This window comes from Martelella mediterranea (genome assembly GCF_021021415.1).
Lineage (GTDB): Bacteria > Pseudomonadota > Alphaproteobacteria > Rhizobiales > Rhizobiaceae > Martelella > Martelella mediterranea_C.
Map to the genome: position 1 here is coordinate 1 of NZ_JAINWJ010000011.1, position 26549 is coordinate 26549.

Below are 26549 nucleotides of genomic sequence, written 5' to 3' on the forward strand. Positions count from 1 at the left end.
CGATATTGTTTCCCGTCATGAACTTTTGAATCCGGCTCTTAGGGCGCGTTCTGATTCCAGCGCGGGCGGATCGGCCAAAATAGAAATTGATAATTCCGACGGGACGAATACGTTTTTCCTCGTAGCTAAAGGCAACAACGCGATAACATCCGAAACGACCGGGAATGGCGATGCTATCATCGTATTTGACAACGGAACGGCGTCCATGGCCAATGGAAGAATACTTGTCGATGATTTTGACGATACCGCGATACTGGCAAGCGCCACAGGTTCCGGTAATGCCATCATTTCAGTACAAGACCTTTTTTTATTGAGTGGAGGCGTCGATCCTGATCAAAATTACATGCTGGCGCAGACAGGGGAGAACAACTTACTTGGCGACGCAACCATCAACGTCAATGGCAACACCTTTTTTGATGGACCTGGCAATCTGAAGGCTGATTCTGCCCATGGGGATGCCAGCATTGTGTTGAGTGCCAATCCCGGTCTCTTTATCCAAATCACCGCCCCCCTGAGCCTCGTCGCTCTTGCCCCTGAAGGCACCGCGTCCGTCGGCCAAACGGGCGGTCTTGGCCCTGTGCAACTTAACTCATTCTATCAAACCGACGCTGTTATCCTGGCAAAAGGAAAGCAGGCGGCGGTAACCCTGGCCGACCTGGAACTCGACGCGACCACAGCCACCGGTTCAGTCACAACAGAACTCATTGGCGTCAAAGCCGAGAGCGCCACGCCCGGACTTTCCACAGTCGGGCTTGCCGGCGAAATTTCCGTCGGAAATCTGAACTATGAAAACGTAAAGGCTGTTCAATATAACGGCACGGGCGCGATCCCGGCCGCCCGGATTAAAGCCATGGGCACCACTGCCTCCGGCATATGGGTTGATGTCGACACAAAAGCAGCCGAACCGAATGTGACTTTCTCCGAAAATACTTCACTGGTCGTCGACGGCAGGTATCCTTCCGGCATCGTTCTGGCGATGACGCCCGATTCCGCTGCTGCTCTCGATCTTGAAAACGGCTCGATTCTGGTGTCGACCAAGAAATACCCGAGCGACACCCCCCTTACGCCGGCCGCAATCGTGACCATGAAAAATTCAGACGCCGCCGGCGGTGATTATGCCGTCAAAATTGATGTCGGCGCGCAAATGGCAATCGGTGAGATCAAACATTATCTGGAAGAGCCTTCGATCCTTTATAGCATATTGAACAAGGTCGATGCGGCAGGGGCCCGGATCACGCTCAGCAACACGGGGCAGGTTTTCGGCCATGCGATGATGGGGGGCGGCGCGTCGGATTTTACGTTTTCAGGCGGCAGTTTTACCGGCAATATCTACGGCGACTATGATGAGATCAACGGGCAATCCTCCGACACTCAAAATCAAGGCAGCGACGATTTCACCTGGACAGACGGCGTACTGACCGGCGATTTCTATGGCCAGGGCGGCAATGATACGGCGACCCTCGTCAATATCGGCGACGCGCTCTTCGGCAAGCAGTATATAAAGTTTGACGGCGGCGATGACATTGACACTTTTGTCCAGTCGGACGGTTCGCTTTCAGTTTCCGACATCACCGTTGGTCCGGCCGATGTTCTTGTGGTCGTGAATTTCGAGATCGGCAGCATCAACTCCGGCGGGCGGACGACCCTTTCCGGGGCCGGCTTCGCCCTGAACGGCTACGCGCATCAGCCGGACGAGGCGTTTTTCAACGACCGCTACGGGGACCTGATCGTCAGGGAGGGCAGCGCCATCGTCATTTCTCCCGATGACGCCGGCGCTTTTGAGCTTGCAGCCAATGTCCATATCGACGACGCCGACAGCAGCCTCGCCGTTTCCGGCGCCTCTCATGTCAACCTCGCCGGTAACCTTCACAATCGCGGTCTGCTGTCGCTGGCAAATGGCAAAACCGGAGAAACCCTCACAATCGGCAGCAGCGAGACAGCCGCCGCCTGCGATTGCGAGGGCAGCCGTATTGCGCTCGACATCAACCTTTCAGCCGGCGAAGCGGACACAGTCATCTTCGCCGGCGAGGTCACGGGCAAGGTCGCCCTTGAGCTCGCCGATATCGGCGGCACCGCAAGCGGCGCGGGTCTGACGCTCGTACGCGCAGCCGATGGCGTGAGGCTTGCCCCTGAAGCCTTCAGCCTGGCCGATGGCGGAAAGCCTGTTTCGGAAGACCGGGTTCTTGAGCTCCGGCATGTTGCCGACGATAACGGCGAGAGGATCGATCTTGTTGTGGCCGGCTCCCGGCCCTGATTTGCCTCGACGGGTCCAGCCTTCGGCACTCGACCATGGCCGAGCGCGCCCGCGAAGAGAAGGGCTACTAGACGGTCGGCGGCTGCGGCGGCAATATCGCCTGGCACACCGAAAACGACACGCTCGAGATCGCCGACAAGGATATCCTGTTACGCGATATCAAGGTCTATCTTTTGGCCGTCCTGCGCGACGCCAATGCCATGATATTGTCCTTCGACTGTGGTGCAAGACCGCCGATGGATTCCTGGCCACCATCGATGGCTACCAGACCAAGGCCGGAGACCGTTTCGATCTGACGCCGGTGCGGGGCGAGGCCGAAGCGCTTAAGGCGGCGCTCGTTGCCTTTTACGACGGCATTGCCGTTGGAGACATCAAGCCTGCGGCGGCTAACCATGTCATCCAGCGGCTCGCTCGTATTCTTGTACCGCTGAACTTCACCCGCGAGCAACGCTTCCGGCATGATCCGGCGATCCCGGCGCTCCCTTTGCCTTGCCCCGGTCCCGCGCCAACAGCAGGCTACGCCGCGTCGCGTGAATAGCCGGCCGGAACTGGCTCCCCTATTCCTCCTGCGCATCGCGCCAGGCGATATATTCGTCGTAAACCGCGTCGCTGAGGGGATAGTAGCGCTGCAGGTCGGCCCCCTGGGAGAGGCGCAATCTGGAAAACTCTTCCCATTCGGCATGCCCCCCTCCGGTTTCGATCAGCTTTTCGGCGAGCGCGATCGGCACAACGACGGCGCCATCGTCATCGGCGATGATGATGTCGCCCGGCATGACGAACGCGCCGCCGCAGGCGACCGGCACGTTGACCGCATAGGGCACGATGTCGGTCTGGGCGTGATAGTTTGGCGTCACGCCGTTGACCCATATGCCGAGGTCGAGTTTCTTCGCCGGCCCTGAATCGCGGATGCAGCCGTCGATCACAACGCCCTGTCCGCCGCGGCCCTTGAAGTAGGTCAGCATCATCTCGCCGAAAATGCCGCTCGACATATTGCCGCGCGCGTCGACGACGATCATGTCGCCGGCCTGGGCCGGATACATCACCTCGCGATGGAGCTGAAGTTCGGGATTGTCGTATTCGCCGCCGGCAAACAGGTCCTCGCGGTTGGGCATGAACTGCAGGGTCAGAGCCGGCCCGGCAACCCGCTTGCCCGTGACCAGCGCCTTTGGCCCCGCGATGTGACAATTGCGCAGACCCATGAGGTTGAGTTCGCTGCTGGCGGTGGCTGTACCGATCGCGGCCAGCGCATCGCAAAGCTCTCGGCTCGGGCGCTTGATATCGTCGTATTTCATAGGTTGATCCTGTCTGCGGAGTGGGAGGGCATGCGTTGGTGCGGTTCTATTTCAGGCGGTCGCCGGTTTCGGCGCTGAACAGTTTGATCTGTTCGTGATCCGGTACGATCTGAAGCATCGTTCCGCTGCGCTCCGAGATGCGTTCGCGGAAGACGGCGACCACCTGATGGCCCGCGAATTTGAGGGAAACCTGGGTTTCCGAACCGGTCGGCTCGACGGTCACGATCTCGCCGGCGAGGCCATTCTGTTCGAGGCGTAAATGCTCCGGGCGTATGCCGAGCGTGACCGGGCGGTTGGCGGCGCTTTCCGGCACGTTGGGGCCGAGCGCGATCACGGTGCCGTCATCGGCGATGAAATCGCCGCCTCTCACCGTGCCGGACAGCATGTTCATGCTCGGCGAACCGATGAACCGGGCGACGAAGCTATTGGCGGGTTCATCGTAAAGTTCAAGCGGCGTGCCGATCTGCTCGATGTTACCGCCGTTCATCACCACGATCCGGTCGGCCATGGTCATGGCCTCGATCTGGTCATGGGTCACGTAGATAATGGTCGTGGTCAGGCGCTGATGCAGCGCCTTGATCTCGGTGCGCATGGCCACGCGCAACTGTGCGTCGAGATTGGAAAGCGGCTCGTCGAACAGGAACACCTGCGGGTCGCGGACGATGGCGCGGCCCATGGCCACGCGCTGGCGCTGGCCGCCTGAAAGCGCGCGCGGATAGCGATCGAGCAGGTTTTCCAGACCGAGAATCTGGGCTGCGGCACGCACCCGCTGGTCGATTTCGGCGGGGCTGGTGCGGGCAAGCTTCAGCGAAAAGCCCATGTTCTTTGCGACGGTCATATGCGGATAGAGCGCATAGGACTGGAACACCATGGCAATATCGCGCTCCTTTGGATGGAGGTCGTTCACCACCTTGCCGCCGATCCGGATCTGCCCGCTGGAGATTTCCTCCAGCCCGGCGATCATGCGCAGCAGCGTAGACTTTCCGCATCCCGAGGGGCCGACGAGAATGACGAACTCGCCGTCCGCGATATCGATGTCGATGCCATGCAACACCTCCAGAGCGCCGTATGATTTGCGGACATCGTCGATTTTCACCGTGCCCATGGGCGTCGTCTCCTTTGCAAGTCTGGCTGTCCCGTCTTCGCGTCAATCGTCCCAGGCGGGGGCCTTGTCGGGATCGATCATCCGTTCGCCCCGGTCGAGCGCGCGAAGGGCGCTCACCTCGTCCGTGTCGAGCGTGACCGAAAGGGCGACATGATTGTCCCGCAGCCGGCCGGCATTGGACGAGGCGGGGATGACGATATGACCCTCGCCCATCAGGAAGGCGAGCGAGATCGCCGCGGCCGTCACATTGTGGCGTGCCGCGATCTCCCGCAGCACGGGGTCGTCGCTCACGCGGCCCTTGGCGAGCGGCATGTAGGCCGTCAGCGGCAGGCCGCGCGATCGCGCGTAATCGCAGAGCCTCGGGCTTTGCAGGAAGGGGTGCAGTTCGACCTGGTTGGTTGAAAGAACGCCGCTGCCGATCGCCGCTTCGGCACGCTTCAGGTCGGCGATTGGAAAGTTGGACACGCCGATCCTTGCCGCCCAGCCGCGCGCCCTGGTTTCGGCCAGCGCCTCCATATAGTCAGCGAAGGGCACGGCGTCCCTGGCGGAGGGCCAGTGGATCAGCAGCAGGTCGATGCGGTCGAGCGCCAGGGTTTCGAGGCTTTTCTCGACGCTTGGCAGAAAGTCTCCCCTGGCGAGATTGGTGTCGGCGACCTTCGTGGTGATGAAAAACGCATCGCGTGGAAGGCCTGAGCGTTCAACCGCCTTGCCCACATTTTCCTCCGTGCCGTAGCTTTGCGCGGTGTCGATATGGCGATAGCCGATCTCGATCGCGTCGAGCAGGGCGCGCAGTCCATCGTCGCCCGTGCGCCCGAACGTGCCGAGGCCAAGTTGGGGTATGCCGTTTACGGTTCTGTTGTGCATGGGTTTCCTCCTCAGCCCTTGGTGGCGCCGGCCATGATGCCGCCGACGAACAATCGTTGCATGGACAGGAACAGCACCGCGATCGGCACGGTCATGATCATCGAGGCGGCCATGACGGCGCCCCAGTCGGTGTTGAATTCCGTTGTGAATTCGGCAAGTCCGATCGGCAGCGTTTTCACCGAGGAATCGGTGGCGAAGCACAGCGCGAAGATGAACTCGTTCCAGGTGGTGACGAAGGCATAGACCATGACCGCGACAAGACCGGGGACCGAAAGCGGCAGGGTGATGCGGAACAGCACGCCGAGACGCGAGGCGCCGTCGATGATCGCTGCCTCTTCAAGCTCGACCGGGATCGCCTTGAAATAGCTGGTCAGCATCCACACCGACAATGGCAGGGTGATGATCATGTAGACCAGGATCAGCCCCAGATATGTGTTCACCAGCCCGAGATAGCGCAGCGTGACGAACAGCGGCACGATGATTGCGGCTGTCGGCAGCAATTGTCCGACCAGCACGAAGGACTGGTAGTATGGCTTGCCCTTGAAGTTGAACCGGGCAAAGCCGTAGGAGGCAAAAACCGCGAGGATCAGCGCCAGCAGGGTGGAGCCGACCGAGATGACGACGCTGTTCAGAAAATAGCGCGGGATATTGCTGTCGAACAGAACGGTCTTGTAGTTGCCAAGCGTCGGGGTGTGCGGGATCCATGTCGGGGGAACCGTATAGAGTTCGCGCAGCACCTTGATCGATGAAATCCCCATCCAAAGAAACGGGAAAAGGCAGACGCTGACGACGAGCAGGGACGAAATTAGAATGATGACGCGGGCGAGCGGCGACGTTCTCATCGGGCCACCTCGTCATTGGAGGACAGGAACCGGATGTAGACGGCGACGATCGCCATGGCGACCACGAAGAAGATCAGCGAGAGTGCCGCGGCCTGATTGAACTGGAAGGATTCAAAGGCCAGGCGGAAAATCTGGATCGGCGTGATCAGGGTGAGGTTCGCCGGTCCACCGCGCGTGATCGCATAGATCGTGGTGATATGGTTCAGCCCCCAGATCACCAGCAGCAGCGTCACCGCGATGATGACCGGGCGCACCTGCGGCAGGGTGATATGGATGACCTCGTCCCAGAATGTCGCGCCATCGACGCGGGCGGCCTCGTAGAGGTCCTTGGGAATGGACTGCAGGCCCGCCAGAACCATGATGGCGACAAAGGGGAACAGCTTCCAGACATTGATGGCGATCATCGCCGGCATGACGGTATTGGGATTGGTGAGCCATCCTATCGGCTGGTCGAGCACGCCGGCGGAGGTCATCATGTAGTTGATGATGCCGAATTCGGTATGAAACATCCATGCCCAGGTGGTGGCGGCGACGATGCCGGGAACGACCCAGGGAATGACGGCAATGGCGCGCACCGCGCCGCGGCCGCGAAATTCCTGGTTGAGCAGGATGGCGGTCGCGGTGCCGAGCACGACCTGGAACACGATGGATCCGCCAACCCACCACAGCGTATTGACAAAGGCCTGCGGCGTGGCGCGCGAGCGCAGCACGTTGACGAAATTGGAGGAGCCGACATAGTTGCCGCGAATATCGGTCACGCTCAGGATCCCGGTATAGATCACCGGATATGCGATCAGCAGCAAGAGAACGATGAGCGCCGGCAAGGCGAACAGCAAACCTGTCGGGGGCCGTTTCATGGATCATCTCCGAAAAGACGCATTCATTATTCCCCGGGGCGAGACGCCCCGGAGGTCGGTTCAAAAGCAAATATCGATTACTGATCGAGAAGCGCCTGGATATCCTGGGCGGCCAGATCCATCGATTCCTGCGGGGTCTGCTGTCCGAGAAGGATGCGCTGAATGCCGTCGAAATAGGCCTGGGTGATCTGCACCCAGTTCTTGTGGATCGGCAGCGGACGGGCATAAGGCAGCATGTCCTTGTAGACCTGGAGAAGCGGCGTGTTGAAGCGCTCCATGTCCATGGCGGATTTGCGGGCCGGGAAGGTATCCGTGTAGTTGCCCATGTTCTCGGTTTCGGTGAGGAACCGGATCAGCGTCTTGGTGTCTTCGGGATTGCCGGCGTCTTTCGGAATGACAAAGCTCCAGCCGGCGAGAATGCCCGAAGTATCCTTGCCTTCCGGATGTGGCGTCATCATCACGCCGATATCGATATCCGGATTTTCCTGTTGGATCGAAGCAAGGTCGAACTGACCGGACTGATACATCGACACCGTGTCTGCGATGAACAGGCGGCGATTGGCGGTGCCGTCGTTTTCCAGCGTCGAGGAGGGCGAGGAGCCGTCCTTGTAGAAATTGGTCCAGTATTCGACGGCCTCGACCGCCGCCGGCTCGTTGACGGTCGCCTTGGTCAGGTCATCGGAGACGATCGTGCCGCCATTCATCCAGATGAAGGGAAGGGAGCGATAGAGCGTATTGCCCACCTCGCCGCCGCCGGTAATGGCGAAGCCGAACTTGCCGTCGCCGGTCAGCGTCCTGGCGGTTTGCGTCAGTTCGTCCCAGGTTTTCGGCGGGCTGTCGGGGTCAAGGCCGGCCGCGGTGAAATCGCCGCGGTTGTAGATCACCGCCATGGTCTCGATGCGGTAGGGAATGGCGTAAAGTTCGCCGTCATAGGTCACGTAGTCGAGCGCCGCCTTGACGAAATCATCCTTGTCCTCGATGACGTCGCCGAGCGGCTGTACCAGATCAGCCTCGGCGTAGCCGTTCACCCACGGGCTCTGCACATCGATGATGTCGGGCGCGGAGCCGGACATCAGCGTCGTCAGGATACGCTGCGGCAGGCCGTTCGTGGTCGTGATCTCGAGGTTAAGCGTGATGTCGGGATGCGCCGCCTCGAACGCGGTCTTGAGCTTCTGGGCCCGTGCCTCGTTGAAGTTGGGTGTCCACCAGGTGACTTCGCCGGCAGCAGCCATTCCCGATGCCAGCGTCAACGCCGACACCGAAGCGGCGATCAGCGCCGTCAGTTTAATCGCGGTCTTGGTCATGTTTCCTCCATTGCCGCGGCCTCCGCCGCAGCTCCACGCGGCGTTGGCCGCTCATCTCCCTCGCGGTCGCGCGCCACGCATGGCCTTTCGCATCCGCTGTCCTCCTGCCGTCTTTCGACGACGATTTGCCTGAAGGAGCTTGCCGCGCTCGACCCATTTGCCTGAAGGCGAATGGTCCTCCGTCGTGCGGCGTGTCGCGAACAACCGGGGCAAAGCCCCGTCTCCTTCCAGGTTCAGATCGGAATATCAATTCATATTTGAACTGAACCAGTTCGCAATTTAACTATGCCGCTGAACTGACGATGAGTCAAGTCGATCGGGGCGACCTGCGGTCGTCGCGCTAACGAATTGAAAAAAATATGATTTATTGGTTTCGATCGGGCGTCGCACGCGCGGCCGGCGCGTAAAATCAATGCGCGCGCGCGTCCTCGCGACCGTCATCGATTGATGATGCCGGAATGCCTGCCCGGATCGTCATGACGTTTCCGGTCGCTTCCATTTGCGCCGATCGCCTAATCCTTGGAGGAAAGGGTTTGCGCCCCGGTGGCGATCCCCTTGGTATTCATCGACCCGTCGAAGAGCGGCACGTCATAGGGCTCGTAGGGGAAATTGGCGCAAGCCTCCTCGATGAGCTCGACGCCCAGGCCGGGGGCGGTCGGCGCCAGCAGGTCGCCATTGTCGAATTGCAGAGTTTCCCGGACCAGCGACTTGCGCCAGGGCACGTCGATGGAAACCGTTTCGAAGACCGCGAAATTGGGAATGGCGACGGAGGTGTGCAGGGTCATCGCATTCATCACCGGGCCGACCGGATTGTGTGGCGCCAGCGGAATGAGATGCGCATGCGCCAGATGGGCGATGCGTTTGGTTTCCGAAAGCCCGCCGAAATGCGAAACGTCGGTCTGCAGCACGTCGACAGCGTGTTTTTGCAACGCCTCGAGAACCTTTCCCGGCTCGAACCAGCGCTCGCCAGCCGCGATCTCGACCGGCGAGTTGGCGCGCACCTCGGCCAGCGCATCGATACTTTCCGGCGGCGTCGGCTCCTCGATCCATCTGAGGTCGAAACGCGCGAGCTCCCGGCACATGGCGATCGCGGTCGGCACGTTCAGCCGGCCGTGCACGTCGAGCATCAGGTCGATATCCGGGCCGACGGCATCCCGCACGGCGGCGACGATGTCGATGGTTTCCCGGCGCTGCCTGCGACTCATTTCAAGATCGGCGACGTCGAAAGGGTCCCATTTCAGGGCGCGATAACCCATCTTCACCGCCTCGCGGGCGCGCTCGGTATAGTCCTCCGGCTTGGTCGCGCCGAAGAACCAGTGATTGGCGTAACACGCTACGCGATCCCGGTACTTTCCGCCCAGGAGCTCGAAAACCGGCACGCCGAGCGCCTTGCCCTTGATATCCAGAAGCGCGGCATCGATCGCGCCCAGCGCCGTGCGGAACACCGCGCCGGTGCGCCAGTAACTGTCGCGGTGCAACTGTTCGATGATCGCATCGCTTTGAAACGGATCGCGGCCGATGAGCGCGCGTTCCAGTTCCTTGAGCGCGGAAACGATGGTTTCGGTTTTCCACTCCAGCGTCGCCTCGCCCACGCCGTCTATGCCGTCATCGGTGTAGAGCTTGACGAAGACGAAATTGGTGCGCGACACATTGGCGACGAAGACGTTCAGTCTGGTTATTTTCATGTCCTGATGCCTTGCTAGAATGCTTGCTGCGGCAGCCGCCGGCGTGCCGGCCGGCAAGGTTCCAGACCGTCTGGCTTCGCGACGTCTTTCAGTTTACGCTGGCGCGGCTTCGGATAGCCGGGATCCTGCCATGATCGCGCGGCGAGCCCGGCTGCTGCATGGTGATCTGCGGCGCGATGACTGGCTGTTTCGTTGTCCTCCGCCCATGGTCCTGTCCGCGCGGGCGATGCCATGCTTGCCGGCCTCCCAACCAGATCAATTCATATATGAACTTTTGAAGTTCAATAAATAATGCTATAGGCAGTTTCCATCAAAAGTCAATCGAGCTGAGGGCCCATGGAAGAACTGGCTGAACCCGCCGAACAGAAGAATACCGTTCCCGTGATCGACCGGATGATGGAGGTTCTGGGACAGCTTGAACGCCGCCCGGACGGGAGCAACATTCGCGAGCTCACGCAGGATCTCGGCCAGCCGCGCACGACCGTCTATCGCATCCTGAATACGCTGCAGCATCACAATATGGTGCGCCGCGATGAGGACGGCTTCTACTATCTCGGCGATCGGCTGTTGCGGCTTGCCTCGCATGTGACCGGCGGCGGCGGACAGGTGGATATCGCGGCCCTTGGCCAGCCGGTGCTCGACAAGCTGGCCGACGAGATCGGCGAGAGCTGCAAGCTTTCCGTGCTTGACGATCAGGGCCTGCTGGTCATCGCCGTTTCCCAGGGGCGGCGGGAGTATGCGCTGGCGGTGACGCCGGGCCAGCGTATGCCGGTTCATGTCGGCGCCGCCGGGAAGCTTCTGCTTGCGCATCTGAGCGAGGATGAATTGCAGGACCGGTTCGCCCGTCCGCTGGTTGCGCTCACGCCGAAGTCGATCACCGATCCGCGTCGTCTGCGGCGCGAGCTTTCGCGGATCCGCAAGCAGGGTTGGGCGCAGGATGCCGGCGAGCACATGCTGAGCATCCAGGCTGTGTCTGCTCCGGTATTCGACCGGTCCGGCAAGATGATCGCCGCCATAAGCGTGCCGTTCCTGAAAGGCACGGAGCAGCAGCGGATCGACGAGATCCGCGAGGCGGTGCTGACGGCGGCCGAAGGCCTGAGCGTTGCCCTGAAAGGCCAGGCCGCCCAATGAGGATTACCGATCTCAAATGCGCCGTGATCGGTCAGCATCCGGTCGTGCGTATCGCCACCGACGAGGGTATTTCGGGCTATGCGCAGGCGGAGTTCTGGAAGCCCTATCTCAAGCGCCATATTCTCGATTTCCGCGATATTCTGATCGGCGAAGACCCCACCTTGGTCGAGCGCACCATGCTGAAAATCCGCCAGCGCGGCGGCTTCAAGCCAGCCGGCGCTGCGGTCAGCACCATCGAGATGGCGCTTTGGGATATCGCCGGAAAGGCGGCCGGTCTTCCGGTTCATCGTCTGCTGGGCGGCAAGGTTCGCGACCGGGTGCGGGTCTATAATGGTGGCGTGCGGTTTCCGATGGCCGGGCATGGTCCGGAGGACTACGCCGAGGATACGCGCAAGATGCTGGCCTCGCCTGAAGGCTTTACCATTATCAAACAGCCGATTGCGTTCCACTCGGACATGAAACGGAAAGTGCCCAGTTTTTACTACGGCGAGCCGCGATCGAGCGAACTCCATGGCGCGCTCGATCGCGGGCCGATAACCGAGCGCGGCCTGGCGCATGCCATCGATTGCGTGGCGGCGATGAAGGAGGTGACCGGCGACCGGGTCGGTCTGGCGCTTGATTGCGGACCGGGCTGGATGCTTGCGGATGCGCAGCGTTTCGCGCGACGGGTCGAGGGTTTCAACCTGATGTGGCTGGAGGATCTGCTCACGGGAGACTACACGCCCTATGTCAATGCCGGGGTCTACCGCGAACTCACGCGGTCCTCGCCGACGCCGATCCATACCGGCGAGCAGATCTATCTGCGGCAGAATTTCAAGGAATTGATCGAAACCCAGGGCGTCCATGTCATCGGCCCCGATCCGGCGGATGTCGGCGGGCTTGCGGAATTGAAATGGATTGCCGAATTCGCCGATCTTCACGGCATCACCATCGCCCCCCACGGAACCGCGAACGGTCTTCTGGGACTTGCCGCCCTGGTCCAGGTCTGCGCCACGCTGCCGTTCAATTTCATCGCCTTCGAATATCCGGTCGCAACGCCCGACTGGTGGGCGGATATTGTCGAAGGTCTGCCCGATCCGATCGTGCGGGACGGCATGATCACGGTTTCAGACCGCCCCGGCATGGGAGTGGAGCTGATCCCCGAACGCGCGCTGGAACATATGGACGGGGACGACCAGGCCTTCTTCAACTGACGCAATGTCTCGGCTATGACCCGATCTGGTTCGGGGTGATTTAACCGATGTCTTCATCGGGGTCACACCCTTCATCATTGCGCTGATGGCAATGATCGCCCTGATGCTGGCCACGCCCCAACTTGCCCTCTGGCTGCCCAAGCTGATGTTCTAGGCAGTAGGTTCATCGAGCAGAGCTGGAAGATGACATTTGGCGAGAGCACAGGAGAACGTTTGCGTGCGGCCGAATGTTCTCCTGCTCAAGCGCGTAGGCTTGGTTGCCAATCTGAATCGCTTTTTCCAGAAATACCAGGGATTGAACTGAGATCGACCCTGCAACGACGGTCCCGGTCCCTTCAAGTCTGGACAGCTTGAGGCAATTGAGCACTTTTTGAAAAGTTGAAAAGCGCAACTTCGCCAAGGGTCGGTTCTTTTCTTCGCGGCCGATACTATGGCAACTCAGGAAGAGGCGAGCCTCATTCCGCCTGCACGACATGACCCGGGGATACGGTTCGATAGCGGCGTGGCTCGACTGTGTAGCCGAGCGGACGGATCGGGCTCTTGAGCTCGTCGACGGACATGCCGCGTCGCAGCGTTCGCCGTGCTGGGTCGGGCAGGGGGACGGCCTCCATCAGCTTTTTTGTATAGGAATGCTGCGGATCTTCGAAAATCGCGGCGCGCGGGCCGATTTCAACGATCTCTCCGAGATACATCACCGCCACCCGATGGCTGACCCGCTCGACGACGGCCATGTCATGGGAAATGAACAGGAAGGCGACGTTGAGGCTCTGCTGCAGGTCGAGCAGCAGGTTGCAGACCTGCGCCTTGATCGAAACGTCGAGCGCCGAGACCGCCTCGTCGGCGACGATCACCTTGGGATCGAGCATCAGGGCGCGGGCGATGGCGATGCGCTGGCGCTGGCCGCCGGAAAATTCGTGCGGGAAGCGCTGCATCATGTCCGGCGACAGCCCGACCTTTTGCATAAGCGCCGCGGCCTTGTCGCTGGCGTCACCGCGGCTGCCGAGACGATGCTGGATGAACGGTTCCATGATCGCGTTGCCGATGCTCATGCGCGGATTGAGCGAGGCGTAGGGGTCCTGAAACACCATCTGGACGGAGCGGCGCATCTTCCTGAGTTCGGCATTGTCGAGCTTCATTACATCGTAGCCGTCGACCGTGATCTCACCGCTGGTCGGCTGCACCAGGCGGGTGATCGAGCGTCCGGTCGTCGATTTGCCGCAGCCGGATTCTCCCACAAGCGACAGGGTCTCGCCGGCGAAGAGATCGAAGGAGATGTTCTCGACGGCATGAACCGCGCCGGTCTTGCGGTTGAGAATGCCGCCGCCATGGATGTCGAAGCGCGTGGTCAGCGCGCGGACATCAAGGATCGGCTTGCTGTCTGCCGCGACTGTGTCGGTTACCGGCTCTGCCGGCAGTTCGGCGCCGCTTTCGACATCGATCTGCGCAAACCGCTGCGGCAGAATGCTGCCGGCCATCGAGCCAAGCCTTGGGACGGCCGAGAGCAGGGCGCGGGTGTAGGGGTGGCGGCCATGGTGGAAAATCTCCGCAGTAGTGCCTTTCTCGACTGCATCGCCGCGAAACATCACCACGGTTTCGTCGGCCACTTCCGCGACCACGCCCATGTCGTGGGTGATGAACAGCACCGACATGTCTTCCTCTTCCTGCAATGTCTTGATCAGGTCGAGGATCTGGCCCTGGATGGTAACGTCGAGCGCGGTCGTGGGTTCGTCGGCGATCAGGAGTTTCGGTTTTGCCGCGAGCGCCATGGCGATCATCACGCGCTGGCGCATGCCGCCGGAGAACTGGTGGGGATAGGCATCCAACCGGCTCTTGGCGTTCGGAATTCGGACCTTTTCCAGGAGATGGATGACTTCCTTTTCAGCCTCGGCGCGCGAGATGTCGCTGTGGACCAGCAGCGCCTCGGCGATCTGACGACCGATCGGGAAGATCGGGTTCAGCGATGTCATCGGCTCCTGGAAGATCATCGAGATCCGGTTGCCGCGCACCTGACGCATCTCTCTTTCACTGAGCGCGGTGAGGTCCTTGCCTTCGAGCAGCACGCTGCCCTTGATGCGGCTTGCCTCGGGATCCAGCAGCCGCATGATCGACAGCGAGGTCACGGATTTTCCGGACCCCGATTCGCCGACAATCGCAACGGTCTTGCGCGGCTCAATGTCGAAGGACATGTCGCGCACCACGCTCTTCCAGCCGCCGCCGGTCTTGAATGATGTCGTCAGGTTTCGAACGGAAAGCGTGGGTTGCTGCAGGTCGGCGGCAGGATTGGCCGCAAGGACGGTGGACGGGGTCACGACTGGCTCCTCGTCTTGGGGTCTATGGCATCGCGCAGGGCGTCGCCGAGGATGTTGAGCGCGAGCACGGTCAGAAGGATGGCGATCGAGGGAAACACCACCAGCCACCAGGCATTGAGGATGTTATCGAAGCCCTCGCGGATCATGCCGCCCCATGTGGGCGTCGGCGGGCTCACGCCGAGGCCGATAAAGGCGAGCGAGGCTTCTGTGCGGATCGCCGACGCCATCCACAGCGAGGCGACCACCACGATGTCGGAGAGGATATTGGGCAGAATATGGACGCCCATGATCCTGAGCGGCGTGAAGCCCATTGAACGACCGGCATCGACGAATTCGCGGCGCTTGATCGCAATCGTCGGCGCGCGGGCGATCCGGGCGAAGGGCGCGGTCTCGGTGATCGCGATGGCGATGATCAGGTTTTCGAAGCTCGCGCCCAGCATGGCGGCGACCATAAGCCCCAGCAGCAGCGTCGGAAACGACAGCATTACGTCGACAAGGCCCATGATGAGCTGGTCAAAAAGACCGCCGATATAGCCAGCCAGAATGCCGATGGTCGATCCGACAACCATGGCGACCATCACCGAGAGGAAGCCGATCGAAAGCGAAATCCGCGCGCCGTAGAGCAGGCGTGAAAGCACGTCGCGGCCATAACTGTCCGTGCCCAGCCAGAAATCAGCGGACGGCGCTTGCAGCCGGTCGAGAATGTGCTGTTTCAGAGGGTCGTAGGGGGAAAGAAGCGGGGCGAAGATTGCGGCGAAGATGATCGCGGCAAGCAGCCCGATGCCGATCCAGGAGAACCGGTTGCGGCGAAGCGCCTGAAGGACGGCGCTTGACGGTTTGCGCACGGGCGCGGTGCTGATGGCAGCGTCTGTCATCGGGCGTAACTCACTCTGGGGTCGACGAGGGCGTAGATGAGATCGGTCGCGGTGTTGACCAGGATGACGAAGGCGGCGAACACCACCATCAGCCCCTGCAGCATGGTGTAGTCGCGCGATTGCAGCGCGCCGAGGATGAGCTTGCCGAGGCCCGGCCGCGTGAACACGATCTCGGTCAGCACCGAATTGCCGATCAGCGTTCCGAAATAGAGCCCGACCACGGTCACGATCGGGATCATGGCGTTGCCGAGCGCGTGGCTGAGCACCAGCGAGCGCGGGCTGACGCCCTTTGCGCGGGCGGTGCGGATATAGTCCTCGCCCAGCACATCCAGCATCGCGGAGCGGGTGACGCGGGCGATATAGGCGGTCATGATCAGGCCGAGATTCAGCGCCGGCAGGATGAGATTGCGAATGTGCTCGATCGGATCGGAGGAGGCCCGGCTCATCACCGGTAGCCATTGCATCCAGACCGAAAAGGCAAGCAACATCAGGATCGCCGAGACGAAGCCCGGAAACGAAAGACCGACCAGCGAAAGGATGCGGCTGGCGTAATCCGGCCATTTATTGCGTCGCACGGCGGCAAGCACGCCGAGCGGAATGCCGAACAGCGAGCCGATCACCATGGCGGCCGCTGCAAGCTCCAGCGTATAGGGCAGAACCACGGCCACCTCTTGCAGAACCGGCTTGCCCGTGACCATCGAGACCCCGAAATTGCCCTTCAGCATGTCGGTGATGAAGGTCAGATACTGCACGCCGATCGGCTGATCGAGACCGAGTTGGGCTCTCAGCGTCTGCAGCGAGGATTCCGTTGCCCGGTCGCCAAGCATGGCGATTGCGGCATCGCCCGGCACGAGGCGGACGAGAATGAACACCACTGTCAACATCGCGATCAATGTCGGGATCGCCAGCAAAAGTCGTCTGATCGCGTATCGGATCATGCGGCCGTCCTTTCAAGTGCTGCGCGGTCGGGGGCGAACGCGTCCAGTTGATGATTGCTATACCCGTCAAGCGCCAGATCCGACAGCACGCGCCCGACGGACGGAACGAGTTGGAAGCCGTGGCCGGAAAAGCCGAAGCCATGAACAAGACCATCGACGCGCCGCGACAGACCGATCACCGGCAGGTGATCGCGGGTCATCGCCTCCATTCCGGCCCAGGCCCGCACCACCCGGATGTCGCCAAGCGCGGGGAACAGCCGGCATGCCGCGCCGACGGCGCTGCCGAGCGACAGGGCGTCGACGCTTGCGGTCTGCCGGTCGGAGGCCAGACGTCCCTGGGCGCCGCCGCCGATCAGAAGCGTGCCCTCGCGGGTCTGCTTCAGCGAGAGCTTGCGGCCGAAGGAACTGATCACCGGTTTCAAGGTGCCGCCGACGCGCTCGGTCACCACCATCATCGAGGTTCGGATTTCGTGGTGCTGCGGATCGCCAGCAAGCGCCGACACGCTGTCGGCCCAGGCGCCGGCGGCATTAATGACGGTTTTCGCGGAAATCTCGCTCTGGCCGGTCGTCACCAGCCAGTTCGCGTCCTGCCTTCGCATGGCTGTCACCGGACAGGCTTCGAGGATGTCGACGCCGGCGGCGCGGCAGGCGTCGCGGAATGCGCGAATGGTGCGGTGGGGATCGGCGGAGCCATCGGTTGCGGCATAGGCGCCGCCGACGCAGTGGCCGGCAATGCCGGGAGCGATCTCGCGAAGTTCGCGCGCGTCGAGGAGCTTTTCGTGATGATAGCCGGTTTCGCTCAGCCGCCGGATGCGCTCCGCGATCCGCGCCAATGCGGTTTCGTCCTCGGCCACCTGCAATTGACCGCAGGCCTTGAAGCCGCAATCATCGCCAACCAGCGCCGTCATCTCGGGCCAGATCGCGGCGGCTTCGAGACTGAGCGACAGTTCGCGCGGATCGCGGCCAAGGGTGCGCACGCCGGCCGCCGTTGCGCCGGAGGCGTGACGCCCGAGCGAATGGCGTTCGGCGAGGATCACGCGCGCCTTGCGTCGGGCGAGATGAAGGGCGGCGCTGAGGCCATGCAGACCGCCGCCGATGACAAGCACATCGGCGTTCATGATGCCTCCTCAAGCGAGGCGATTTCGCCAAGCGTCACCGGTTTCAGCGGCGGGCGGATGTTGAAGAAGGCGACGTCGCCCTGGGGAATATCGTGGACCTCGGCAATCAGCGCCTGTACCGCATAGCCGCATTGGCGACCCTGACAGGGGCCCATGCCGCAGCGCGTCGCAGCCTTGGCGACGGCGGGGTCCGGCGGACCCGAGCGGGCAGCGGCGCGGATACGGCCTGCCGAAACCTCCTCGCAGCGACAAACGATGGCCTCATCGGGAATGTCGAGGGGCGGGGCCGGGTAGAGGGCGTCGAGCAGCGGGCGCAGGGCGAGCGCGGCGTCAAGGCGGGCATTTAGCCCGGCATCCCGTCGCTTCGCCTCGATGTCTCCGGCGATGCCGAGCGCACCGGCAATACCAAGCGCCGCGATCTCGCCCTTCACGGCGGCGGCGGCCCAGCCGCCAATGCCGCCGGCGTCGCCCGCCACGAACAGGCCCTTGCGGCTGGTTTCGCCGAAGCGGTCGAGCTTCGGCCGGAAACAGGCCTGGTCTGCGCTCCAGACATGGTCGCAACCAAGCGCCATGGTTTCATGTACGCGCGGCACCACGCCTTCATGCACCAGCAGAATATCGGCTGGCTCGGTGTGCGCCTTCCCGCCGGAGCGCCAGCTTATCGTTTCGAGTCGGTTTTCGCCGGCAGCCGCCAGCCCGCTTGCCGCGCGCTCGAATCGCACCTGTCGTTTCAGGGCCCGCAGCCAGCGCATGCCCTTGGTAAGACCGGCGAAGTCGCGCAGCGCGCCGGGAAGATGGCGGAGAACGGACGGGCCGGGGCGCTTTGAGGTGTCGAGATAGCCTTCGATCCGTCCCTCAAGGTCGAGCATCTGCGTGGCATAGAGAAGCGGCAGCGGACCGGCGCCGGCGATCCAGACCTTGCCTTCGGGCAGCATGCCGCCCGATTTCAGCAGGATTTGTGCCGCCCCCACCGTCATCACGCCGGGCAGTGTCCAGCCTTCGAAGGGAACCGGGCGCTCCTGAGCGCCGTTGGCCAGCAGCAGGGTCCGCGCTTCAAGGCGCTGCGCCTTGCCGCCGGTGGTCACGAACAGCGACCAGCCATCCTCGATCTGCCAGACCTGCGTCAGCGGCATATAATCCGCGCCGGAGTTGCGAAAAGCTTCCGCCAGGGCTTTGCCCTTCCGATAATCCGCGCCGAGCGCCTGGGCCAGTTTGCTATCGCCGTTGCGCTCGACCCCGCGCCAGATCTGGCCGCCGGGCGCCGGCTGTTCGTCGATGACGACAACGGCGAGACCGTGCTTTCTGAGGGCCACGGCGGCCGACATCCCTGCTGGGCCCGCGCCGACGATTGCAACATCATGGGACATTACGCAATCTCCCGCGCGCCGCGCTGGCTTTCGATCCGCATGCCGGGCCTTGCCGGCACGAGACAACCCTGGCTGGAGGCGACACCATCGATAATGGCGAGGCAATCGAAACAGACGCCCATCTGGCAATAGGGCAGGCGTGGGGTGCCGCTGATCGCGGTGGTGCGCCCGGCATTCGGCACGCGCATCAATATCCCGGCAACCGTTTCGCCGTTCCATGCCGGGGTTTCGACGCCGTTGACCGTCACGGTCATGTCGGGGGCTTCAAGCACAGTCTTGAACATTGAACCTTCCATTGGAAAAAGCCGAAAGCTCGGCGGGCAGGGCGCCCTGGGCCAGCGCCGGACCGACAATGCGGGCATGGGCTGCTGCAAGGGTGACGCCGGAATGGCAGATGGCGGCGTAAAGGCCGGGATGACCCGTCGCTTCGGCATAGATCGGCGAGCCGTCCGGTGGCAGCACGCGGAAGCCGCTCCACTGGCGCACCAGCCGGGCGCTGCCGAGTGCGGGAACGATCCGCGTGGCGCGACCGGCGAGCCGGACCGAAGCCGAGACGCTGACGCCACGGTCGTCGGTATCTTCCTTGGTGGCGCCGATCATGATCGTGCCCTCCGCGGTCTGGCGGAGCCCGCTTGCGGGATAGGGCAGCATCGGCGCCATCCGCTCCAGAACCAGGATCTGGCCGCGCTCGGACCGCATCGGGATGGCGAGGCCAAGCGGCGCGGTCAGCGCCGGCGTGGCAAGGCCTGCCGCAACCACGACCCGCGCCGCCGTAAAACCCGCGTCATCCGTCTCCACGCGAAATTCTCCGTCGAGTGGAACAATCGTCCTCACCTTGCTGCGGAACTTGATCTTCCCGTCGCGCCGCGTGATGCCCTCATGCATTGCCGCCAGCAATTGCAAAGGGTTCACATGTCCGTCGGCTGCCGAGAAGCTGGCGCCGGAAACCTCAGGTCCAAGCTTGATGGCAGGGAGCAGGTGCTCGAGTGCGACGCGATCGAGCATCTCGGTATCGGCGTCGCCGTGCTGGTTGTGCATGCGGCGGATCGCGGCAGCGCGCGTCTCAAGTTCCTCGTCGCCGAGACAGAACATCAACCCGCCGTTGCGCTCGTAGTCGATTTTGGCGCCGGTCTCCGCACTCAGTTGCTCCACGAAGGCGGGCCACAGATCGGCGCTCTTTCGGCTGAAGCGATGATATTCGGGGGCATTCGCGCCCTTGCTCTGCACCCAGACGAGGCCGAAATTGGCCCGCGCCGCGCGCAGGTCGCGATCTTCGCCATCGAGCACCAGCACCTTTCTGCCGCATCCGGCAATGCCGTAGGCCAGGGCCGCGCCGACAATGCCGCCGCCAATGACGATGAATTCGCTGTCCAACCGAGCCTCCTTCTTTGCTTGTTCAGATTATGAAGCCACGGTAGAATGTCAAAGTCGTTTAATTGGGCTACGTATTCACAAAGGTTATACCGATGCGCGATCCAAGTCTCAGGCAGCTCGAAGCACTGATTGCCGTCGTGGAATCCGGAACGGTAAGCCGCGCCGCGGAAATTCTCAGAATCTCGCAACCCGCCGCAAGCAAGCTCATTCAGGAGCTGGAGGCCGATACCGGGCTGGAGCTTTTCGAACGCGAGAGCGGCCGGCTGGTGCCGACGGAGCGCGGCATGCGGCTTTATGAAGAGGTTGAGCGAGTGTTCGGCGGCGTGCGCCAGCTTGCCCGCGCCGTCGAGGCGATCCGCCGGGAGGATCGTGGACATCTGGTCATCGGAACGCTACCGGCACTTTCCGGGCCGTTCGTCAGCAGGGCGCTGGCGGCGTTTCACCGCCGACATCCCGATGTCTTCGTGTCGCTCGAATCGCGCAGCTCGCAATTTCTGATGGAGGCCGTATTGCTGCGGCGGCTGGACGCGGCGCTGGTCATAAACGCGGTCGAGCACCCGTCGATCGAGACGGAGCGGCTGGAAAGCCCGCCGGCCATCGCCGCGCTGCCGCGCGGCCATGCCCTGGCGGCAAAACCGGTGCTGCGGCCCGAGGATTTTCATGATCAACCATTCATCGCTTTCGGAGTGACCGGCATGATGCGGCGGCGCACGGACGAAATCTTCGAAGCCCATGGCGTTCGCCCGGATATCGTTATCGAAGCCACAACAGCGCCGAATGTCGCCGAACTTGTCGCAGCCGGTCTCGGCGTTACGGTCGCTGACCCGCTCAGCATGGCGTTTGCCGCAGACAGGCTGGAGACGCGGCCATTCGAGCCGGACCTGACCTTCGAATACAATATCCTGAGACCCGTGCGCGCCCGCAACAGTGCGCTTGCGGCGGCGTTCATCGAGGAAGTTCACAATCAGGCGCGTTCGCTAGAGGCATGAACGCAAACGCCCCGCCCTAACAGGGCGAGGCGGAACTGTGACAGATTGGCGAGAAGCGGGCTGCCAGCAGTGTCAGCGCGTCAGCGCCGTTTTCTCGGTGATCGGCGGGGCGAGGTTCAGCGAACCTTTCAGTTCGTAGCCGAGGTCCAGCCCATCCGTTTGAACCCATACCTGCATCAGCTCGAACAGCGGGACAGAGCAGACAGCGTCAAAGATCTTCTGCTGGGCTTCGGCCCAGAGCTTCTTCTGCTCCTCGGGATCGGATGCCACGCGGGCGGCCTGGATTTCCGCATCGGCGACATCGCAATGCGAGAAGTTCGTGACCCCCGTCGGCGTGCCGACGATCGAGGCGGAATCGTAGAACTGTGTCAGGTAGCTGTCGGCGACCGGGAAACGGGCCGCGCCATAGAACACGATATCGCTGGCATCCTGACGGATCTGGGAATGATAGGTCGGGTGGTCAACGATCTGCATGTCCAGATTGATGCCCGCTTCGGCGAGTTGCGCCTGTATCACTTCCATGACCGGCTGCTGCGATGAGCTGGACGATACGATCGCCGAGAGCTCGAGCCCGTCTTCAAAACCGGCCTCCGCAAGTAGCGATTTTGCAAGCTCCAGATCATAGCTGTAGCCGCCAGCCGCGCAGTCTTCGCCAAGATAGCCTGGCGGCACCACCGAGCATCCCTTGTGCGCGACATCGGCGCCGACGAACTGGATCAGCTGATCGACATTGACCGCATGGGCGATGGCCTCACGGACCTTGAGATTGTCGAGCGGCGGATGGTTCATGTTGAGATGCAGCGTGCGGAATTCGCCGGGCGCGAAGATATCGATCGTCGCATCGCCCCAGGATTTCGCCTGATCGACCCATTGCTGCTCGCGCTTGCCATAGATCAGGTCGAGTTCGCCGGAGCGGAAGGCGAGTTCCCGGCTGGAATCGGAGGGAATGAACTCGTAATCGATGTCGTCAATCTGGGGCGCGCCGCGGAAATAGTCCGGGAAGGCGACAAGATGGGCGGATTGCTGCGTGACCGTCTTGTCGAACATGAACGGGCCCGTTCCGATCGGATGGTTCTTGAAATCATCACCATACTGTTCGGCCGCCTTCTGGCTGATGATATTGCCGCCGTGATAGTTGGCGACGAGACCCAGGAAGCCGGGCACCGGCTCGCTCAGCGTGATGCGGACGGTGAGCGGATCGATGGCCTCGATGCTTGCGAATGCGGCATAGTCGTTCGCGAAGGATGAGGTCTCGGGGTTCTTGGCCCGGTTCAGGGTGTAGACAACATCATCGGCCGTCAGCGTGCCGAAATCGCCGTGAAATTTCACCCCGTCGCGCAGATGAAAAGTCCAGACGAGACCATCGTCCGATGTCTCCCAGCTTTCAGCCAGATCCGGCTCGATTGCCGCTGGATCGGCGCTGCCCGGCGGGAAGCGGACCAGTCCGTTGAACATCCACGAGACCAGCGCGACATCTTGTGTCTGCGTGGCCCGCGCCGGATCTGCGGTTGAAAGATCGGCGGAACCGATGCCGACTCTCAGCGTCTCCGCGCCAGCCGATCCCGCCGCCATTCCAATCACCAGGGCAAGCGCGGTCGTCGCCCCCGAAATTGAGCTATTACGATGCTTCAGCATATTCACCTCTCCTTTGTTTTGAAGATAGGTAATAAGCTCAAGGTATAAGTGTCAAAGTCGATATTTTGCGGGATGTATATGAAAAGGTTATATACCTGTTCTGCGACCGGCAACTGAAGTCCGGCTGCGTTGCTGAGGCGGGCATACATGCGGCCATTGCTTCTATTGCCAGGAATCGCTGTCGGACATCATAGACCAGACCGTAACGAAAAGCGCAGCGATCAGCGGACCGACGACGAAACCGTTCACACCCATGAGCGTGATGCCGCCGAGGGTCGATACCAGGATGAGATAGTCCGGCATGCGGGCGCCTTTGCCGACGAGAGGCGGCCTCAGCAGGTTGTCGACGAGGCTGATGACCAGTATTCCCGTCGCGAGCAGAATGAGCCCTTTGATGACGTCCCCTGAAAGCAGGAGGTAAAAGGCGGCGGGCACCCAGACGGCGGCTGCGCCAATCACCGGAAGCAGCGACAGAAACGCCATCACGACGCCCCAAAGAAGCGCGCCGTCCATTCCCAGAAGCCAGAAAACGATACCGCCGATCGTGCCCTGGACCAGGGCGATGACGACACTGCCCCTGACCGTCGCCGTGATCACCCGGGAGAATTTGTCGAGAAACTGTTCCGTCTGGCGCGGGGTGAGCGGGCTGGACTTTCGCACTGTTGCCGACAAGGCTGCGCCGTCGCGCAGGAGAAAGAACAGGATATAGAGCAGCACCCCGGCATTGGCGATTATCCGGATTGCGCCCTGGCCAAGCCCGAGGGCCTGCGGCGCCGCCCATTGCGTGACCTCCACCAGCGCAGCGTCGAGGCGCCCCTGAAGCTCCTCCAGGGAACCGATGCGGATGAAGTCAAATGCCTGCAGCACGAAGGGCGGCGCCCTTGCGCGTAGGCTCTCGAAGGCCGAGGGCAGATCGATATCATGCATGGACATGAAGCGATAAAATCGCGCGGCCTCCCGGGCAACGGCGATGAAGATCAAGGCTGAAGGGATCAGGATGACGCAGACGCACACAAACAGACCGATGCTCGCGGCAATATTCCTGCGCGGCTGCAGGCGGGCCGCGATCATTTTCTGGAAAGGATGGAACAGGATTGCAAGCACCACCGCCCACAGGATCGCGCCGTAGAAGGGCCGTATCAGCCAGATGAAGGCGACAGACGCAATCACGGTCAGAATTACAAAACTTGCCTGCTGAACCTGTCTTTGCTGCATTGTACCGCCCATCGCCGGTCGTGGGTTTTCTTGGAGACCTGTCATCGAGCTGGACCTTTGGCTGCATTCAGCCGGACGCCTAGCAGCGGATGAAGATGAACATCCCGGTCTAAATCCGCGACGACAATATAGCGCCGGCCAGCGCGCGCTGCACGACAAAACAGTTGACAAAAATGGCCGCCCGGATCGCTGCCGTTCCAAAGAACCGGCTCCTGCAATTCCTCAAACAGCCCTTTCTGCGCGAAGCGCTTCCTTGAACAGTTCGAAAGCGGTCGTGCCGCGCCGATCGGGGTAATAGAGGTGGTAGCCGGAAAACGGCTCGCACCACGGCTCCAGCAGGCGGGTGAGGCGGCCATCGGCTATCGCCGCCGCCACCAGGTCCTCCAGGATGTAGAGGATGCCGAAACCTTCCAGGGCGGCGGCGACCAGCAGGTCGCCATCGTTGAAGACCGGGCCGCGACCTGGCTTGACCGTCATCGCGCGGCCGTCACGTTCGAATGACCAGGGCGACAGATTGCCATGCGCGTCGGCATAGGCGATGCAGCGATGGGCGGTGAGATCGCCCGGCTCCATCGGCGTTGGATGGTCGCGGAGATAGCCGGGTGCTGCCACCACCGCGACGCGCAGCGGAGGCCCGACCGCGAGCGCGATCATGTCCTTCTCCAGCCGTTCGCCAAGCCGGATGCCCGCATCGTAGCGGCCCGCCACGACATCGGTCATGCTGTCCTCCACGTTCACCGCCACCTCGATGCCCGGGTGGCGGCGCATGAAGGCGGGGAGCATTGGCCACAGCACCGTGTCCGCGGCGTGTTTGCCCGTCGTGATCCGGACCGTGCCGATCGCGGCCCCGCGGGCATGGGACAGCGCCTCGATCTCGTCGTCCAGCCCCGCCAATGCCGGCGATAGCGTGGCGAGCAGGCGCTCGCCGGCGGCGGTGGGAGCGACGCTGCGCGTTGTGCGGGTGAGCAGGCGAAAGCCGAGCTGGTCCTCCAGCCGCTTCATGGTCTGGCTCAATGCAGACTGGGTGACGCCGAGCCGCCGCGCGGCGCGGGTGAAGCTGCGGTCGGAGGCAATTGCCGCGAAGATGGCGAGGTCGCCGAACTGATCCGGACGCATTGATGATTCCTGCTACTGGGGCCTATTACTCATTAGGCGGTTATGCTGATCCATTAGCATTGCTACATAGTCGACGACTGCACAAGAGCAAGGAGACGATGATGTCAAAGGTTTGGTTGGTGACCGGCGCGAGCCGGGGACTTGGACGCGAGATCGCGCGCGCGGCGCTCGATGCGGGCGAAACGGTGGTGGCGACGGCGCGCTCCGCCGATGCGGTGCGCGCGGCCTTCGGGGACTACGATCGCCTGCACGCCCGCGCGCTCGATATCACCGATGCCGAGGCCGCCAATACGGCGGCGGCCGAGACCGCCGAGCGGTTCGGCGCGATCGACGTGCTGGTCAACAATGCCGGCTATGCCGAGCTGGGCTTCTTCGAGACCTTTACCGATGAAGCGGTGCGGCGGCAGTTCGAGGTCAATCTGTTCGGCACGATGAACGTCGCGCGCGCGGTCGCCCCCCATATGCGTCGCCGCCGCGCAGGCCTGATCGTCACCATCTCGTCGGTCAGCGGGCTGGTCTCCAATGGCGGGGGCGCGGTCTATTCGGCGTCGAAATTCGCGGTCGAGGGATGGATGGAAGGTTTTGCGCAGGAACTGGCGCCGTTCGGCATCCGCTCGCTGCTGGTCGAGCCGGGCATGCTGCGCACCGACTTCATGGACGGCAAGTCTGCAAGTTTCGGCAGCATCGACATTCCGGATTATGCCGAGGCGATCGCGCAGTATCGCGCGTTTGTCGACGGCGCGAACGGTAACCAGCCGGGCGATCCGAAGCGGCTCGCGGCACGGATCGTGGCGCTTGCCGCGCAGGACGAGGCGCCGTCGCGGTTCGTGTTCGGCGACGACGCCCGGCAGTGGGCCGGCGCAAAGGTCGCTCAGTTGCAGCAGGAGATCGCCCGGTCAGCCGATTACGACTGATGCGATCTGAAGATAAAGCCGTCCCGATCATTGAAACGGCTCGAACTCTGGGCCTCCCTTTTCCGGTGGGGCTTGTTCCAGTGCCGTTGCGCAACAGAAAATGCGCCGATCAACGCCTTCATTCACCAGCGCCGGACGGCGATGCCCGACGCCTACTCTTTCGTGGCAGCAC

23 protein-coding genes are annotated in these 26549 nt (G+C 62.2%); 5 read left to right on the forward strand and 18 right to left on the reverse strand.

All coding sequences use genetic code 11. The annotated features are described in order from the left end of the window. A partial coding sequence (locus K7H91_RS08875; RefSeq protein ID WP_230719867.1) for a hypothetical protein occupies nt 1–2254 on the forward strand: 2254 nt, incomplete at its 5' end. Between the two features lie 166 nt (nt 2255–2420). Here the strand turns inward: K7H91_RS08875 and K7H91_RS08880 are convergent. From K7H91_RS08880 to K7H91_RS08915, 8 genes are all read right to left on the reverse strand, one after another. Beyond that, entirely contained in the window at nt 2421–2714 is a 294-nt protein-coding gene (locus K7H91_RS08880; RefSeq protein ID WP_230719868.1) for a hypothetical protein, read from the reverse strand. Between the two features lie 97 nt (nt 2715–2811). Next, on the reverse strand, nt 2812–3546 hold the full coding sequence (locus K7H91_RS08885; protein WP_230719869.1) for a ribonuclease activity regulator RraA: 735 nt from the start codon (nt 3544–3546) through the stop codon (nt 2812–2814). 46 nt (nt 3547–3592) lie between these two features. Further along, the gene (locus K7H91_RS08890) at nt 3593–4651 is read right to left on the reverse strand and encodes an ABC transporter ATP-binding protein (protein ID WP_230719870.1); all 1059 of its coding nucleotides are present in this window, start codon (nt 4649–4651) and stop codon (nt 3593–3595) included. Between the two features lie 42 nt (nt 4652–4693). Beyond that, entirely contained in the window at nt 4694–5515 is an 822-nt protein-coding gene (locus K7H91_RS08895; RefSeq protein ID WP_230719871.1) for an aldo/keto reductase, read from the reverse strand. Between the two features lie 11 nt (nt 5516–5526). Next, nucleotides 5527–6357: a carbohydrate ABC transporter permease gene (locus tag K7H91_RS08900; RefSeq protein WP_230719872.1), complete on the reverse strand. Its 831-nt coding sequence runs from the start codon at nt 6355–6357 to the stop codon at nt 5527–5529. Next, the gene (locus K7H91_RS08905; RefSeq protein WP_033409755.1) at nt 6354–7214 is read right to left on the reverse strand and encodes a carbohydrate ABC transporter permease; all 861 of its coding nucleotides are present in this window, start codon (nt 7212–7214) and stop codon (nt 6354–6356) included. Before K7H91_RS08905 ends, K7H91_RS08900 begins: the two co-directional genes overlap by 4 nt. A 77-nt stretch (nt 7215–7291) precedes the next feature. Continuing rightward, nucleotides 7292–8518 carry an ABC transporter substrate-binding protein gene (locus K7H91_RS08910; protein ID WP_230719873.1) on the reverse strand — a complete coding sequence of 409 codons (1227 nt, stop codon included), beginning with the start codon at nt 8516–8518 and terminating at the stop codon, nt 7292–7294. A 512-nt stretch (nt 8519–9030) separates the two neighbouring features. Continuing rightward, nucleotides 9031–10203 carry a mandelate racemase/muconate lactonizing enzyme family protein gene (locus K7H91_RS08915; protein ID WP_230719874.1) on the reverse strand — a complete coding sequence of 391 codons (1173 nt, stop codon included), beginning with the start codon at nt 10201–10203 and terminating at the stop codon, nt 9031–9033. A 336-nt stretch (nt 10204–10539) separates the two neighbouring features. On the opposite strand from K7H91_RS08915, the gene K7H91_RS08920 reads away from it, so the two are divergent. Beyond that, the gene (locus tag K7H91_RS08920; RefSeq protein ID WP_230719875.1) at nt 10540–11334 is read left to right on the forward strand and encodes an IclR family transcriptional regulator; all 795 of its coding nucleotides are present in this window, start codon (nt 10540–10542) and stop codon (nt 11332–11334) included. Beyond that, complete coding sequence (locus tag K7H91_RS08925; protein ID WP_230719876.1) at nt 11331–12527, forward strand: mandelate racemase/muconate lactonizing enzyme family protein; 1197 nt, start codon at nt 11331–11333, stop codon at nt 12525–12527. Before K7H91_RS08920 ends, K7H91_RS08925 begins: the two co-directional genes overlap by 4 nt. Nucleotides 12528–12982: 455 nt before the next feature. On the opposite strand, the gene K7H91_RS08930 is transcribed toward K7H91_RS08925, so the two are convergent. From K7H91_RS08930 to K7H91_RS08960, 7 genes are read right to left on the reverse strand one after another with little or no spacing between them, the layout of a single operon-like run. Beyond that, nucleotides 12983–14836: an ABC transporter ATP-binding protein gene (locus K7H91_RS08930; protein ID WP_230719877.1), complete on the reverse strand. Its 1854-nt coding sequence runs from the start codon at nt 14834–14836 to the stop codon at nt 12983–12985. Next, nucleotides 14833–15711 (reverse strand): ABC transporter permease, encoded by an 879-nt coding sequence (locus tag K7H91_RS08935; protein WP_230719878.1) that lies wholly within the window; start codon nt 15709–15711, stop codon nt 14833–14835. Before K7H91_RS08935 ends, K7H91_RS08930 begins: the two co-directional genes overlap by 4 nt. Further along, a complete protein-coding gene (locus tag K7H91_RS08940) occupies nt 15708–16649 on the reverse strand; it encodes an ABC transporter permease (protein WP_230719879.1) in 942 nt (313 codons plus the stop codon). Before K7H91_RS08940 ends, K7H91_RS08935 begins: the two co-directional genes overlap by 4 nt. Then, nucleotides 16646–17767, reverse strand: a complete 1122-nt coding sequence (locus K7H91_RS08945; RefSeq protein ID WP_230719880.1) for an NAD(P)/FAD-dependent oxidoreductase — start codon at nt 17765–17767, stop codon at nt 16646–16648. Before K7H91_RS08945 ends, K7H91_RS08940 begins: the two co-directional genes overlap by 4 nt. Continuing rightward, nucleotides 17764–19134 carry an NAD(P)/FAD-dependent oxidoreductase gene (locus K7H91_RS08950; protein ID WP_230719881.1) on the reverse strand — a complete coding sequence of 457 codons (1371 nt, stop codon included), beginning with the start codon at nt 19132–19134 and terminating at the stop codon, nt 17764–17766. Before K7H91_RS08950 ends, K7H91_RS08945 begins: the two co-directional genes overlap by 4 nt. Beyond that, nucleotides 19134–19418, reverse strand: coding sequence for a (2Fe-2S)-binding protein (locus K7H91_RS08955; protein WP_230719882.1), 285 nt, complete (start codon nt 19416–19418; stop codon nt 19134–19136). Before K7H91_RS08955 ends, K7H91_RS08950 begins: the two co-directional genes overlap by 1 nt. Further along, the gene (locus K7H91_RS08960; RefSeq protein ID WP_230719883.1) at nt 19399–20508 is read right to left on the reverse strand and encodes an NAD(P)/FAD-dependent oxidoreductase; all 1110 of its coding nucleotides are present in this window, start codon (nt 20506–20508) and stop codon (nt 19399–19401) included. The genes K7H91_RS08955 and K7H91_RS08960 overlap by 20 nt, the downstream gene beginning before the upstream one ends. A gap of 92 nt (nt 20509–20600) precedes the next feature. Between K7H91_RS08960 and K7H91_RS08965 the strand changes: the two genes are divergently transcribed. Beyond that, a complete protein-coding gene (locus K7H91_RS08965; RefSeq protein WP_230719884.1) occupies nt 20601–21497 on the forward strand; it encodes a LysR substrate-binding domain-containing protein in 897 nt (298 codons plus the stop codon). A gap of 72 nt (nt 21498–21569) precedes the next feature. On the opposite strand, the gene K7H91_RS08970 is transcribed toward K7H91_RS08965, so the two are convergent. From K7H91_RS08970 to K7H91_RS08980, 3 genes are all read right to left on the reverse strand, one after another. Then, nucleotides 21570–23132 (reverse strand): ABC transporter substrate-binding protein, encoded by a 1563-nt coding sequence (locus K7H91_RS08970; protein ID WP_230719885.1) that lies wholly within the window; start codon nt 23130–23132, stop codon nt 21570–21572. A gap of 162 nt (nt 23133–23294) precedes the next feature. Beyond that, nucleotides 23295–24347 carry an AI-2E family transporter gene (locus tag K7H91_RS08975; RefSeq protein ID WP_230719886.1) on the reverse strand — a complete coding sequence of 351 codons (1053 nt, stop codon included), beginning with the start codon at nt 24345–24347 and terminating at the stop codon, nt 23295–23297. 222 nt (nt 24348–24569) lie between these two features. After that, nucleotides 24570–25463: a LysR family transcriptional regulator gene (locus tag K7H91_RS08980; RefSeq protein ID WP_230719887.1), complete on the reverse strand. Its 894-nt coding sequence runs from the start codon at nt 25461–25463 to the stop codon at nt 24570–24572. Between the two features lie 101 nt (nt 25464–25564). On the opposite strand from K7H91_RS08980, the gene K7H91_RS08985 reads away from it, so the two are divergent. Beyond that, the gene (locus K7H91_RS08985) at nt 25565–26377 is read left to right on the forward strand and encodes an SDR family NAD(P)-dependent oxidoreductase (RefSeq protein WP_230719888.1); all 813 of its coding nucleotides are present in this window, start codon (nt 25565–25567) and stop codon (nt 26375–26377) included. Nucleotides 26378–26549: the final 172 nt, after the last annotated feature.

What these genes read in the sequence shown, in the direction of transcription:
- K7H91_RS08940 (WP_230719879.1), bottom strand. Translation starts at nt 16,649, where the DNA reads ATGATCCGATACGCGATCAGACGACTTTTGCTGGCGATCCCGACATTG.
- K7H91_RS08885 (WP_230719869.1), bottom strand. Translation starts at nt 3,546, where the DNA reads ATGAAATACGACGATATCAAGCGCCCGAGCCGAGAGCTTTGCGATGCG.
- K7H91_RS08925 (WP_230719876.1), top strand. Translation starts at nt 11,331, where the DNA reads ATGAGGATTACCGATCTCAAATGCGCCGTGATCGGTCAGCATCCGGTC.
- K7H91_RS08965 (WP_230719884.1), top strand. Translation starts at nt 20,601, where the DNA reads ATGCGCGATCCAAGTCTCAGGCAGCTCGAAGCACTGATTGCCGTCGTG.
- K7H91_RS08905 (WP_033409755.1), bottom strand. Translation starts at nt 7,214, where the DNA reads ATGAAACGGCCCCCGACAGGTTTGCTGTTCGCCTTGCCGGCGCTCATC.
- K7H91_RS08975 (WP_230719886.1), bottom strand. Translation starts at nt 24,347, where the DNA reads ATGCAGCAAAGACAGGTTCAGCAGGCAAGTTTTGTAATTCTGACCGTG.
- K7H91_RS08900 (WP_230719872.1), bottom strand. Translation starts at nt 6,357, where the DNA reads ATGAGAACGTCGCCGCTCGCCCGCGTCATCATTCTAATTTCGTCCCTG.
- K7H91_RS08980 (WP_230719887.1), bottom strand. Translation starts at nt 25,463, where the DNA reads ATGCGTCCGGATCAGTTCGGCGACCTCGCCATCTTCGCGGCAATTGCC.
- K7H91_RS08935 (WP_230719878.1), bottom strand. Translation starts at nt 15,711, where the DNA reads ATGACAGACGCTGCCATCAGCACCGCGCCCGTGCGCAAACCGTCAAGC.
- K7H91_RS08970 (WP_230719885.1), bottom strand. Translation starts at nt 23,132, where the DNA reads ATGCTGAAGCATCGTAATAGCTCAATTTCGGGGGCGACGACCGCGCTT.
- K7H91_RS08915 (WP_230719874.1), bottom strand. Translation starts at nt 10,203, where the DNA reads ATGAAAATAACCAGACTGAACGTCTTCGTCGCCAATGTGTCGCGCACC.
- K7H91_RS08985 (WP_230719888.1), top strand. Translation starts at nt 25,565, where the DNA reads ATGTCAAAGGTTTGGTTGGTGACCGGCGCGAGCCGGGGACTTGGACGC.
- K7H91_RS08890 (WP_230719870.1), bottom strand. Translation starts at nt 4,651, where the DNA reads ATGGGCACGGTGAAAATCGACGATGTCCGCAAATCATACGGCGCTCTG.
- K7H91_RS08955 (WP_230719882.1), bottom strand. Translation starts at nt 19,418, where the DNA reads ATGTTCAAGACTGTGCTTGAAGCCCCCGACATGACCGTGACGGTCAAC.
- K7H91_RS08920 (WP_230719875.1), top strand. Translation starts at nt 10,540, where the DNA reads ATGGAAGAACTGGCTGAACCCGCCGAACAGAAGAATACCGTTCCCGTG.
- K7H91_RS08895 (WP_230719871.1), bottom strand. Translation starts at nt 5,515, where the DNA reads ATGCACAACAGAACCGTAAACGGCATACCCCAACTTGGCCTCGGCACG.
- K7H91_RS08880 (WP_230719868.1), bottom strand. Translation starts at nt 2,714, where the DNA reads ATGCCGGAAGCGTTGCTCGCGGGTGAAGTTCAGCGGTACAAGAATACG.
- K7H91_RS08945 (WP_230719880.1), bottom strand. Translation starts at nt 17,767, where the DNA reads ATGAACGCCGATGTGCTTGTCATCGGCGGCGGTCTGCATGGCCTCAGC.
- K7H91_RS08910 (WP_230719873.1), bottom strand. Translation starts at nt 8,518, where the DNA reads ATGACCAAGACCGCGATTAAACTGACGGCGCTGATCGCCGCTTCGGTG.
- K7H91_RS08950 (WP_230719881.1), bottom strand. Translation starts at nt 19,134, where the DNA reads ATGTCCCATGATGTTGCAATCGTCGGCGCGGGCCCAGCAGGGATGTCG.